This is a genomic window from Pedobacter paludis (genome assembly GCF_003173575.1).
Lineage (GTDB): Bacteria > Bacteroidota > Bacteroidia > Sphingobacteriales > Sphingobacteriaceae > Pedobacter > Pedobacter paludis.
On record NZ_QGNY01000004.1, the window covers coordinates 43,004 to 56,687 of the forward strand.

Annotated in this window: 10 protein-coding genes and 1 tRNA gene; all 11 read right to left on the reverse strand. The window is 35.7% G+C overall.

Annotation, left to right across the window (positions count from 1 at the left end; genetic code table 11):
- Nucleotides 1-70: 70 nt before the first annotated feature.
- Nucleotides 71-1,309, reverse strand: a complete 1,239-nt coding sequence (gene clpX / locus DF947_RS11370; protein ID WP_109929867.1) for an ATP-dependent Clp protease ATP-binding subunit ClpX — start codon at nt 1,307-1,309, stop codon at nt 71-73.
- Nucleotides 1,293-2,000 carry an ATP-dependent Clp endopeptidase proteolytic subunit ClpP gene (gene clpP, locus DF947_RS11375; RefSeq protein WP_109929869.1) on the reverse strand — a complete coding sequence of 236 codons (708 nt, stop codon included), beginning with the start codon at nt 1,998-2,000 and terminating at the stop codon, nt 1,293-1,295. Before clpP ends, clpX begins: the two co-directional genes overlap by 17 nt.
- A gap of 170 nt (nt 2,001-2,170) precedes the next feature.
- Nucleotides 2,171-2,314, reverse strand: a complete 144-nt coding sequence (locus DF947_RS22690) for a four helix bundle protein (protein WP_205940794.1) — start codon at nt 2,312-2,314, stop codon at nt 2,171-2,173.
- Nucleotides 2,315-2,476: 162 nt separating this feature from the next.
- Nucleotides 2,477-3,826, reverse strand: coding sequence for a trigger factor (tig, locus tag DF947_RS11385; protein WP_109929870.1), 1,350 nt, complete (start codon nt 3,824-3,826; stop codon nt 2,477-2,479).
- 176 nt (nt 3,827-4,002) lie between these two features.
- Nucleotides 4,003-4,084 (reverse strand) — tRNA-Leu (locus tag DF947_RS11390).
- Between the two features lie 152 nt (nt 4,085-4,236).
- Nucleotides 4,237-4,542: a hypothetical protein gene (locus DF947_RS11395; protein WP_109929872.1), complete on the reverse strand. Its 306-nt coding sequence runs from the start codon at nt 4,540-4,542 to the stop codon at nt 4,237-4,239.
- 61 nt (nt 4,543-4,603) lie between these two features.
- Entirely contained in the window at nt 4,604-5,401 is a 798-nt protein-coding gene (locus tag DF947_RS11400) for a helical backbone metal receptor (RefSeq protein ID WP_109929874.1), read from the reverse strand.
- 151 nt (nt 5,402-5,552) lie between these two features.
- Nucleotides 5,553-6,230: an ABC transporter ATP-binding protein gene (locus DF947_RS11405; RefSeq protein ID WP_109929876.1), complete on the reverse strand. Its 678-nt coding sequence runs from the start codon at nt 6,228-6,230 to the stop codon at nt 5,553-5,555.
- A 44-nt stretch (nt 6,231-6,274) separates the two neighbouring features.
- Nucleotides 6,275-8,695 (reverse strand): ABC transporter permease, encoded by a 2,421-nt coding sequence (locus DF947_RS11410; protein WP_109929878.1) that lies wholly within the window; start codon nt 8,693-8,695, stop codon nt 6,275-6,277.
- Nucleotides 8,696-8,748: 53 nt separating this feature from the next.
- A complete protein-coding gene (locus tag DF947_RS11415; RefSeq protein WP_109929880.1) occupies nt 8,749-11,127 on the reverse strand; it encodes an ABC transporter permease in 2,379 nt (792 codons plus the stop codon).
- A 78-nt stretch (nt 11,128-11,205) separates the two neighbouring features.
- Complete coding sequence (locus DF947_RS11420; protein WP_109929882.1) at nt 11,206-13,575, reverse strand: ABC transporter permease; 2,370 nt, start codon at nt 13,573-13,575, stop codon at nt 11,206-11,208.
- Nucleotides 13,576-13,684: the final 109 nt, after the last annotated feature.

The window sequence follows — 13,684 nt, forward strand, 5'->3', positions numbered from 1 at the left end:
TATAATGACTGCCAATTATACAAGTTAAAAAAAATCCCCTCGTTTTTCGCGAGAGGATTTGATTTTTTTTTTATGCGGCCTGCAACTTTTTAAAGTCGGCCTTTTCAAATTTTTCTACTGCGTAATCCAGAGTGATATTCAGTTCCTTCACATCTGTCTGTGTTGGGGTATCAAACATCGCATCGAGCATAATTGCTTCGCAAATAGACCTCAACCCCCTTGCTCCAAGCTTGTATTCCATTGCTTTATCTACAATGAAATCTAAAACTTCATCGTCAAAAACCAACTTAACATCCTCGTAAGCAAAAAGCTTTTCGTATTGTTTAATTAACGAATTTTTAGGTGCAGTTAAAATATTTCTTAACGATTCTTTATCTAGCGGATTTAAGTGCGATAAAACCGGTATACGACCAATTAATTCGGGAATTAAACCAAATGATTTCAGATCCTGTGGCGTAATGTATTTGTAAAGATTTTTTAAATCCAAAACGGTATCATCTTTCTTCACTTTGTAACCAACGGCCTGAGTACGCAAGCGATTGGCAATTTTGCGCTCTATACCATCAAAAGCTCCACCGCAAATAAACAAGATGTTGTTTGTATTTACTGGAATCATTTTTTGATCTGGATGTTTACGCCCGCCTTGAGGTGGAACATTTACTACTGTACCTTCTAAAATCTTCAGTAATGCCTGCTGTACGCCTTCGCCTGATACATCACGTGTGATTGAGGGATTATCGCTTTTACGAGCAACCTTATCTACCTCATCAATATATACAATTCCGCGTTCTGCAGATGTAACATCGTAATCTGCAGCTTGTAATAAGCGGGTTAGAATACTTTCTACATCCTCGCCTACGTAACCGGCTTCAGTTAAAACTGTAGCATCGCAAATACAAAAAGGCACATGCAAAATTTTAGCAATGGTTTTTGCTAAAAGCGTTTTACCTGTTCCGGTTTCGCCAACCAACATGATGTTAGATTTTTCAATCTCAATCTCATCCTTATCGATTTTTTGATTTAAACGTTTATAGTGGTTATAAACTGCAACAGACAGAACCTTCTTCGCATCATCCTGCCCAATAACATACTGATCCAGGTGATTTTTAATTTCAAGTGGTTTTAACAGCGAAATTGCCGATTGTATATTTTTGGTACTTTTAGTTCCAAGTTCTTGCGCCAATAACTGATTGGCCTGGGTTACACATTTATCACAGATAAATGCATCCATACCTTCAATCAGCATTAACGTTTCATGCTTGCCAGAATGGCAGAATGAGCAACGGGATTCTTTATTTTGTTTCGCCATCTTTTTTAGAGTTTCTCGATAATACTTCATCAACCATACCAAATCCTTTTGCCTCATCGGCAGTCATCCAGTAATCGCGATCTGAAGCTTTCTCTACCCAATCATAAGTTTGGCCAGAGTGCTGCGAAATAATATCGTACAATTCTTTTTTCAATTTTAACATTTCTCTCAAATTGATCTCCATATCAGATGCAACACCTTGTGCACCTCCTGATGGTTGGTGGATCATTACTCTTGAGTGAGGTAATGCAGCACGTTTTCCTTTTGCTCCAGCTACCAATAAAACTGCCCCCATTGATGCTGCCATACCGGTACAAATGGTAGCGACATCTGGCTGGATGTACTGCATAGTATCATAAATACCTAAACCAGCATATACCGAACCGCCTGGTGAGTTAATATAGATCTGAATGTCTCTATCTGCATCGGTTGATTGTAAGAACAACAACTGCGCTTGAATAATATTTGCATTCTGATCATAAATTGCATCACCTAAAAAGATAATACGATCCATCATCAATCTTGAAAAAACGTCCATTTGGGCTACGTTTAGCTGGCGTTCTTCAATAATATATGGCGTCATCGATTGTGGCGAAAGGTTAGCCTGTGCAATAAATTTATCTACATGTAAACCGCCAATACCTTGATGTTTAACGGCAAATTTTCTGAATTCTTGTGAATCTATGTTCATGGTTTATGAGTTTGGCGCTTTGCGATAAGCGTTTAATAGCCTAAGCCAATACGCGAGTTATTTTAATAAATATTTTCTTAAGTTGGTTAATTTCCGTGCCAATTTATCTAAATCTTCCAGATAATCATTCAGTTCAATGTCAGAAATATATTTTCTCCGTTCTAAAACTACTAATATATTTGCATTCTCAAAGCCGATCTATGTGCAATATTCAGATAATGAGTGAATTCCTTATTAGAAACCGATCCAGAACCTTCTGCAATATTATTAGATATGCTAAGAGCAGCCCCATTGAGCTGCTCTGCAATCTGTATTTTTTATCTACTGACAATCGGTCAGCTATATCGAGTAACTTATCGGTTAGCGCTATTGATAACTGCCAAACTTCGAGCGATTGAAATTTAAATTGAGCCATTGCTAAACATAGGCAATAGAACAATCATTTTAAAAACGCCTTACGCCAAACGCATAGCGATTTAACCTTTAGCCAACTCGATAAACTTATCGTAAGCAATTTCTTTTTGATCTAACGTGGCAACAGATTTAATTTGCTCAAAAGTTTTTAAAGCTTTAACTTCTTCGAAAACACGGTTTGCATTTTCCTTTTCCTGCAAAAACTGAACCGCGTACTGCGCCAATTGATCTTCAGGAAGTGGACTCGGGCTGTACATTCTAAACTGAGCATCTAATTTTGCTTTAGCAGCTTGAACAACATCTTCGTATTTAATTTCGATTTGATTGTCTTTGATGATTTTGTTTTCGATTAAAGTCCATTTAAGGTTTTTAGCAAAATCATCATAACCTTCTGCCAATTCTTCATCGGTTAATTTTTCGTTTGTAGCTTTTAACCAGCGGCGTAAAAATTCATCCGGTAATTCGAAGTTATATTTTGTTAAAAGTTGCTCATAAATATCGTTTGATAATTTACGGTCAGCATCTTGCTTAAACATACTTTCTACTTCTTCGGTAATTTTAGCTCTAAAGCCGGCTTCATCTGTTACTGTTCCTTCACCAAATAGTTTATCAAAAAACTCTTGGTTTAAATCAGACTCTTCTAAACGGTTAACGTTTTTAACAACCAGTTTAAAGTTAGATTTTAATTCTGCAGCATCTTCCTCAGAAATATTTAACGCTTTAGAAATAATTGAAACATCTTCCAATGCTTTCTGAAGATCGATTACTACTTCATCATCTTTCTTTAAACCAATTAACGATTTAAGGATTTTCTTATCTTTAATTTGATCTAAACGAATGGTTGCTGTGCTTGTAATGCCACCTTCAAAAACAGAACCATCTGGAGATAGCTGAGTTAATTCAGAATATAAAACATCATCTGCAGCCGATACTTCTGGGTTGCTCATTTTACCGTAACTACGACGGATATTTTTGATGCGGCTTTCTAAAGTTTCTTCATCGGCTTTAACCACGTATTCGGTAAATTTATCTTTAGAAGTAATTTCTACATCAAAAGCTGGTGCTAAACCCAATTCATAGTCAAATTCAAACTCATCTGTATTATCCCATTTGAAATCTCTGTCATCATCCATTTTAGGAAGTGGTTGGCCTAAAATTTCTAATTTTTGTTCGGCTATGTAGTTTGATAAAGTATCGTTTAACAAGTTGTTAACCTCTTCTACCAAAATACTTTTACCGTACATTTTTTTAATGTGTGCTGCAGGAACCATCCCCTTACGGAAACCAGGCAATTGTGCTTTTTTAGCTTGGTCTTTAATGGCTTTATCTACTTTTGCAGTATAATCTGCAGGTGCGATTTTGATTTTTACAACAGCATTTAAGTTGCCGGTTTTTTCCTGTGTAATATTCATTTTTTTGAGATATGAGTATTGAGATGTGCAATTAGATTTAAGTATCGAGATATATGATTTGAGACAAATGGCACATATCGCTCCAATTAAAACAGCACATCGATTTTTATATTTTAACCAATGTCATTTAAAAAAACAAAACCGTTCCGATTAAATCGGAACGGCTTCATTTGTAGTGCGGATGAAGGGACTCGAACCCCCACGCCGTGAAGCGCCAGATCCTAAGTCTGGTGCGGCTACCAATTACGCCACATCCGCAATTAGGATTTATTTTGGATTGCAAAGATAGAAATTAGAATCAATTATCAAAAAGGAAACGTAAGAATTTCTTAAATAATTTTACGTTAAAAAGCTAAGTGGCTAATTTTAAACCAGAAAGATTTTTGGCCTTCTTAATACATTATCATATTCTACTTCAAGATCACTTCCGAAACCTCAATAAGATCCGGTCCGCCATCTAATGGATAACCTTCAACTTTGGTTCCTGTTATGGTAACTTGTTTATCTAAATAGGTATCGAGAATAACAGACGAGCTTTTTAGTGCATAGGGCTTACCATTGGCACTTATGGTATGTGTTCCATATTGATAAGTAGACATATTCATCTTTTGGATATTGCCCGAAAGCGTTATAACACTGCTACTGGAAGCGCTTCGCATTGAACCGCAACTAGAAATTACGGCTACAAATAGCGCCAATATTGAAATCTTTTTCATAATGGAATATTGAGGTGATGGTTTTTGACAATACAATTTACAAAGAATCAACAAGGAATGCTTAATAAAGTTCTTTTTGAAACTCGAAAAAGTATTGTACCGCCTTGACTAACCGGCTGCCATACCAGCTAAACATTTCGCCATCTACCAACATAACCTTTACATTCGGTATAGCAGCTTGAATTTCGCTGATGTGCTTTTCACTAAAAGGATATGGTTCTGATGATAACAAAATCAGATTGCAATCAGTATCCTTAAGTTCAGCTAAAGTTATTTCTGGGTAACGGCTTTGTAGAACCACATTAGTCATTCCATTATTCAGGAGAATATCATCAATAAAAGTATTTTTGCCTGCGGCCATAAAAGGTTTACGCCAGATTAGATAAGCTACTTTTTTATCGATATTATGTTGAAGTGCCAGTGTTTTTAAATCGTTAAAACCTGCAGAAATGAGGTGGTTTAAATAAGATGCTTCTGGTGCTCGATCAACTAAAACCCCAATTTGGCTAATGGTTTTCATTGCATCGTCTAAAGTAAAGATATCGCTCATCCATACTGGAAAATATTCGGCTAAATCTTCAATATCGCTTTGCGTGTTTTCTTCTTTATTCCCGATAATTAGATCTGGCTTTAAATCATTGATTAAGTCGATGTTAAGCTTTTTTGTGCCGCCAACTTTGGTTCGTTCTGCAAATTTCTCTATCGGATGAATGCAAAATTTGGTTAATCCGATAATTTCCTGATCTAAACCTAAATCGAAAAGAAGCTCAGTTTGGGAAGGCACGATTGATACAATCCTTTTGGGTGGATAATTTATCGTTATTTCCCTCCCCATTTGATCGGTAAAAGATTTTTGCATGGAGCAAATATAGTTGGTTAGTTGGTTAGTTGGTTAGTTGGTTAGATGGTTAGATTTGAAAACCTATTCAAATAACGGTTTATTCAGCAGAGATTATTTTTTCACTACGACTATCTAAAAACCAAATACCCAAAAATCCAAATAATGAAAATTAAACAACCAAATCTTCTTTTATCACCCCATCTGCGATGTGCAAAATCCTATTTCCATATTGTGCATTCTTTTCTGAATGTGTTACTTGAATAATCGTTATTCCTTCTTCTTTATTTAATTTCTGAAAAAGATTCATTATTTCCTCTGCCTGAGCAGATTGTAGGTTTCCTGTTGGTTCATCGGCAAGAATAATTGATGGTTGAGCCGCTAAAGCTCTGGCAATGCCAACCAGCTGTTGTTGTCCGCCTGAAAGCTGGTTTGGAAAAAGATCTTTTTTAGCTACGATATTAAAGCGATCTAATAAATCGGCAATGCGACTTTTGCGTTCCGAGCCTCCTATTTTTTTATACAAAAGTGGCGCTTCGATATTTTCGTAAACCGTCATTTCATCAATTAAATGATAAGCCTGAAATACAAAACCAATATGATTGCGGTAAAGTTCAATCCTTTTTCTTTCGTTTAAGGTGGTTACATCCTCACCCATAAATTCGTAACTGCCATAAGTTGGTTCTTCTAGCATGCCCAAAATATTAAGCAATGTAGATTTACCTGCTCCTGATGGCCCCATTATAGACACAAATTCGCCCTGTTTAATACTCGTGCTAACATGGCGAAGCACATAATGTTTAACCCCTTTTGTAGCGTAATATTTCTCTATGTTTTTAAGTTCTATCATTTTTTAGTGTCGAGTATTAAGTATCAAGACATTGGCTTATTGCTTTATTCATATTTAAGGGCGTTTACAGGATCGCTTACGGCTGCCTTTCTTGCCTGAAGGCTAACAGTTAAAACCGCAACTGCCACTGATATTATAGTAGCGACTATAAAGGGTAAAACTGGCATTTCTATTCGGTAAGCAAAGCCGTCGAGCCATTTTTTTACAATAATGTAAGCAATTGGCCAGCTGATTAAATTTGCCACCATCACAAGAATCAAAAACGATTTGTTTAGCATATTTACAATCTGAATGTTCGATGCACCAAGAACTTTCCTAACTGCAATTTCTTTGGTTCTGCGTTTTGCAACAAAAGTAGAAAGTGCGAATAATCCTAAAAGGGATAGTGAAACAGAGATTACGCTGAACAAAATTATCATGTTTACAAATCTTTTGTGCTCTAGCAAAATTTGAGAAAATGCATCATCAAGGGATTCGTATTGCATCGGAAAATCGGGATACAGGCTTTTCCATTCCGTTTCTATATTTTTCAATATCCCGTTGTAATTATCCGTGTCGAATCTGATCAATAGGTTGTTGGTATTCGCACTGCCACCCAAATTGCTAACCTTATAAACTGTTGGCAATACAGTTTTATCGAAACCTTCGTTATGGTAATTTTTAATAATACCTACAATTTGAAAGGAGATTATTTTATTATCATACGACTTAAAGCCATAAGATTGTCCGACCAAATTCTTACCCAGCAAATTTGCTGCAGCTTCATTTAATACTACCGAGTTTACAGTATCCTGCTTGTATTCTTTTGAAAATAACCTTCCTGATAATACCTTTACCCCCAATGTCTGTAAGGCATCCATTGTAACACTTACCCTATTCAATTCAATATCGTTTCCTTTAAAGGTAATTTTAGTACTGGTATTAAAGGCATTTCCCATTACCTGTGTAGTTGTCGAAACATATTTCACACCTGGGATTTGTTTTATTCTCTTTACAAAATTTTCTTCATAACCAGTTTTAAGATTAATTACCTTATCACGTTCAAATCCCAAATCTTTATTATTCATATATCGGGATTGCATTTCCATAACTCCAATAGCAATAATAAATGTTACAGAAATAACAAATTGGAAAACCACCAATACATTTCTTAAGGCAATACCTTTTAAACCATTTTCGTAATTCCCTTTTAAAACCGATATAGGATTATAACCCGATAAAACCCAGGCAGGATAAAAACCCGCTAAGAGTGTTATCAACACAAACACTAAAAGTAGTTCAGAAAATATGGTTAAGAGTTGCTCGCTTTGCCAGAAACTTAATTTAACATCAAATTGATGATTGAACGCAGGTATTAGCATTTCTACTAAAATGATACTTAAAAATAATGCAATAACACCTTGTGCTGCCGATTCTAACAAAAACTGTGTTAACAACTGTTTTTTATAGGAACCTAAAACTTTCTTTACGCCAACTTCTTTAGCACGTTGTACCGATTGCGCAGTAGATAAATTAACAAAATTGATGATGGATACCAAGAGCAAGAAAACTGAAATACCAATAACAGGTTTTATTTTCTCGATCCAGTTTGTTGCAAAAGGAGGATTTAAATGGACACTTTTTAAGGTTATTGCCTTTAAACCAGGCATTTTTCCATCTGCGTAAACTTCTTTAAAGTTGAGTTTTTGCTCAGAAAATGATTTCTTTTTAAAATCTACATAAACCTTTTGTAAATTTTTATTGAGTAGAGTTGTATCAAGTAAACTTTCTGATTTTGCATAAATTTCGCCATAATGAGAGTTTCCAGGATCTGTTGGGTCATGATCTTGATCGCCAGTGTGGCTAATTGCATTAAAAACCACACTTTCGGGTGTATTTACATCTTCTACAACTCCAGTAATTTTTAAGGGTATGCCTTTGTCGCCTAGCCATCTAACCAGTCTAAACGCTTTTCCAATAACATCGGTTGTATGGTAAAGTTTTGTTGCTAAACTTTGCTTTAATACTACCGAATTGGGTTCTTTAAGTGCAATTTCTGAATTGCCTTTTATAAACTTATACGGAAAAACGTGGAAGAATGCAGAATCAGCATCTTTGATAGACTTTATAAGTACGGGTTCATTTTTATTTATTTTAACAGAAAAACCATTCCCCCATTCTTTATCAATCTTGGTAATTGCCTTAAACTGTGGCACATTAGATTTTATAATACCGGCTACCCTGGAGTTACTCAAATCCTGCCAATATTCTTTATTATCAGGAGTAAAAAAGCTGTGCCTTTCTCTAATTTGATAAACATTTTTCAAATCCTGCGACCAAGTATCATAGCTTTCTTCGTGATTGATGTATAAAAGCATTAATACAAAAGCTGTTAACCCAAGCGCTAATCCACCAATATTAATTATAGCATAAACTTTATTTTTCAATAAGTTTCGCAGTGCAATTTTAAGGTTTAGTTTGAACATAAGGTGTAAGGTTTAGGGTTTGGGCGTATAAAATACGCCTTTTACTTAATCCATTATTCGTATTTTAGGGCATCAACAGGATTTGCCTTTGCGGTTTTATAAGCTTGGAAACTAACGGTAATTAAAGCCATAGATAATGTTCCCAACGCAGCAACAGGAATTATCCACCAACTTATCTCTGTATGAAATTCGAAGTTGTTTAGCCATTTGCCCATGGCAAAATAACTTATAGGCACAGCGATGATGATTGCGATAATAATCATTTTAATAAATGAAAATGAAAGCAATTGCATCAAATTCGCTACCGATGCGCCAAGTACTTTCCGAACGCCAAATTCTTTTGTTCTTTGTTCGGCACTATAGGCAACAAGACCAAATAAACCCAAACACGACACGAAAATCGCCAGTCCACCGAAGAGGTTGGAAAGGATGCCCAGTGTTTTTTCTGATTTATATTTCTCCTGATATAGTGAGTTTATAAATGTAATTTCGGTTGGATATGCAGGATTAAAAGCTTTTGTAATCCTCGTAATGGTTTCGATATTGCTTTGTAAATTATTCGAATTATTAAGGCGCATGGTAATTGTACCCGTTTGTTTCTGATTTAAAAATACAACTTGTGGGTTGTTCGATTTATATGGTGAATCCCAAACGTAATCATCAAATACACCGATAATGTAAGCGTTATCGCCAAATATTGTTACCTTTTTTCCAATCGGATTTTTATAGCCAAAAACTTTTACGGCCGAGGCACTCACCATAACCGCACTCGTATCGGAAGCGAAGGTTTTTGAAAAATCTCTTCCCTGTAATAATTTAATGCCATTGGTTTTGATAAAATCGTAAGAAGTGGCCACCTGATTAAACATCACGGTATTTTCTGGCTTCGTCATTCCATCCCACTTCATATCCATAAAATTGCGGCCGTGATGAGAAAGGCTAACTGATGATTGATACATGGAGGCAACAGCACCCGATTTTAGCATTTCAGTTTTGAATAATTCGAACTTGGTTTTTAATTCGCCATCCTGCGGAATTTCTACCAAAGTATTTACATCAAAGCCAACCGGTTTATTTTTAATGTACTGTATTTGGCGATAGATAACCAAAGTGGAGATGATGAGGATTATAGCAAAACAAAACTGACCGATAACCAAAACTTGCCTCAAGCTAACAGTTAAAATTCCCCTTGATTTAATTTTTCTTTTTAATGTTTGTATCGGGTTAAAAGATGATAAATAGAATGCAGGGTAGCTGCCAGCAATTAAACCTGTGGAAACAACAATTCCCAAAATACCAATCCAGCTTGCGGCATTGAAATACGAAATGCCTAAATTGATGCTTAAAAGTCCGTTAAATGCAGGGAGGCAGATTTCGAGTAAGGCAATTGCCAGTACAACTGCAACCAATGTGAGCACCATCGACTCCGTTAAAAACTGAAAAATTAGTGAAGTCCGGTTTGCACCTATTGTTTTCTTAATGCCAACTTCTTTGGCTCGTTTCTCTGATTTGGCTGTGGCCATATTCATGAAGTTAATGCAGGCGATTAACAATATTCCAAAGGCCAAACCCATAAAAAGCCAGATTTGTTCAATGTTTCCTCCCACGGGCTGTCCATTCTCAAACTTGCCGAACAGGTGTAGCTTGCTGGCTTGATATAGAAAATGTGGCTGAGATTGTGGGGTTTGTGGCGTATTTGCCTTTACCAAAGCCTCTACCTTACGGTTCACCAAATCAATGTTGGCATCAGGATTCAGCATAACCATGGTTACAAAACTGTAATTATTCCAGTTTAAATCTTTAACACTCGGGTCAAGAATTTCGTAAAACGACCATGGCATTAAAAAATCGAATCGGTTAGAACTATTTTCAGGCAAATCTTTAATTACTCCTGTAATGGTAAGATTCTCTTTATCCTGATAACGAACTGATTTGTTCAGCACATCAGCCGTTCCAAATAAGGTTTTTGCTGTGCTTTCTGTTAAAACAACCGAAAGTGGGTTGCTTAGTGCTGTTTTAGCATCGCCCGAAATAAACTCATAATCATACATCTTCAGTATATTAGGCTCCGCAAACTTCGAATCTTTTTTAAAGCTGTTTTGTCCGTTGGCGATTAAGCTTTTTTTGCCGTAATCCATACGGGCAACGTATTTAACCTCTGGTAAATTTTGTTTCAAAAGCGGGCCCAGAGCAGTTGTAGTGCCGTTAAACGTGCCGGCAATTTTATTTCCCTCGCCAGGAACATTCGTCATGGCTGTATAAACATTCTTCCAATTTTTAGCCTGTTTATCAAAATTCCATTCGTATGATACATATAACAACAACATCAAACAGGCGGAAAGGCCAATAGCCAAACCAATTACGTTGATAAAAGAAGAAGTTTTATTCTTCCAAAGGTTTCGCAAGGCGATTTTTAAGTTTAATTTGAACATTGTCAGAGTTTTACGTGGTAAGTTCTAAGTTGTAAGTCTTTATACTTATAATTTAGAACGTATAACTTTTTACTTTTTCTATTCGTATTTCAAAGCATCAACAGGGTTAGCTTTTGCTACTTTTACCGATTGTATGCTGACTGTTAAAATGGCAATCAAAACTGATAAGCTAATGGCAATAATAAAAGGCAAAGCAGAAATCGAAATGCGGTATTCAAACGCAGAAAGCCATCTATTAATGATTATATAAGCTAATGGAAATGCGATTACATTGGCAATTGCTACCAGCTTGATAAAATCCTTATTTAATAGTGTAAGAATATTTGCCGTGCTTGCGCCTAAAACTTTTCGAATGCTGATTTCTTTTTTGCGCTGTTCTGCCATAAAGAGCGCTAATCCTAATAATCCTAAGCAGGAAATAAATATTGCAAAACCACCAAACCAGTTGGATAGCGTACCTAAAAGCTTTTCATTCTGGAATTTTCCTTCAAAAGCCTCATCTACAAATTTTCGGTTTACGGGATAATCTGGTTCAATCTGCCTAACTAAATTATCTATTGTTTCGAGCGATGAACTTATATTTTGATTGGGGTTCAAGCGAGCAATGATAACTTGTACATCATCCATATAACTTGGGTAAAAAATCATCGGAGCTACCTTTTGGTAAGCACTCTCTACAACAAAATCTTTTACTACACCAATATTTGTTTTTTCAACACCCCAATATCCAATTTTAGCACCAATAGGATTTTTAAGATTCATCATCTTAACAGCAGCCTCATTTAACATAATGCTGTTGCTGTCTTTTTTGGTTATTGTTGAAAGTTCTCTCCCAGCAACTAGCTCAGTACCAATGGTCTTGATAAAATCGCTTCCAATCCCTCTATTATTGAATAAAATAGATTCTCCCGCTGGCTTTCCTTGCCAATGTACATCTGTTGTATTATTTCCGCTTTCAGTAATGTCTTTACTGAAAAAAGTTACTCCAGTAACAGCGCCAGAATTTATCATCTGAGTTTTCAATAAATCAAGCTTGCTGTTATTGCCCATTTTACCTTGAACCGCAATTTGAACAAGATTCGATTTATTATAACCAATGGGCTTATTTTTAACGTATCTTAATTGCTGATAAATTACTGAAGTACAAACAATTAAACACGCTGCAAAGACAAATTGGACAACGACTAAAACTTTTCTGATCGAAACCGATGCATCAGATTTTATCTTCAATCCTTTTAATACTTTTATCGGTTCGAAAGATGATAGATATAACGCTGGGTAACTTCCTGCCATGAAACCTGTAAATATCATTAGCATTAAAAGTGTTCCCCAAAAACTGATGCTTTTATAATCGATCTGTAAACCTATGTTTAGCAAGTTGTTGAAATAAGGTAAGCTAACTTCAACCAAAATAAAAGCTATAATGGTAGAAATTAAGGTGATAAATACCGATTCAAGCAAGAATTGGCCTATCAAAGATTTACGGCTAGAACCTATTGCCTTGCGTATACCTACTTCCTTAGATCGTCGTTCGGAGCGTGCCGTAGACAAATTCATAAAATTTACACAGGCGATTAAAAGGATACAAAAAGCAAGTAGTAAAAATATTTTAAGTTGTTCAATTTTTCCACCTACCGATTTTCCATTTTGGAAATCATCGTATAAATGCCATTTCGTTAATGGAAACAACAACGCCTCTGCTGTATTGCCTTGTTGGTTGCGCTTGTAAATGCCTTTCATATCGGCATTTGCTTCAGCTAAAAACTTATTATCTTTAAGCTGTACAACGGTAAGGCACATATTATTTCCCCAATTTGGTTCGCGGGCCCACGGTTCTCGCTTAATAAAAAGTGACCATGGCGCCAAACATTCAAAGGTGATGCTGCTATTTACGGGCACATCCTCAATTACGGCTTCTACTTTTAATACCTCCTGGTTTTCTAGCTTTATGGTTTTATTTATCGGGTCTTCGTTTCCAAAGAGTTTTTCTGACAAAGATTTTGTTAGAATTATGGTATTTACATCTTTAAGTACCTGATCGGGATTTCCTTTAATAAATTTGTAATCGAAAATTTTTATAAAGTTGGGGTCTGCAAAATTTAGCCTCGAGCTTATTTTATTATTTCCTACAGAAATTAACTTCGAGCTTGTATAACTCGCATGTGATGCATATTTAACACCAGGAATTTTGACAGCAATTTCGTTGGCCATAATATTCGGTGTCCATGCCCAACTGAAAATTTTACCGTTTGCTGGTGCATTTTGATAGACCACGTAAGTTTTATCAGCATTGGTATATTGCTTATCATAACTCCACTCATATGCTATATACAAGAGCAATATCATACAACTGGCCAAGCCAATAGCCAAGCCTCCGATATTAATCAAGGAAAATCCTTTATTTTTCCAAAGGTTTCGCAAAGCGATTTTTAAGTTTAATTTGAACATGTTGTAGTATAAGGTTGTTAATAGCAAATATTAATATCAAGTTTTTTGTATCAGGTATCCAGATCTTACAAATCGCGTTAGTTTTTATGCTTTATTTAAGCGCCTTAAC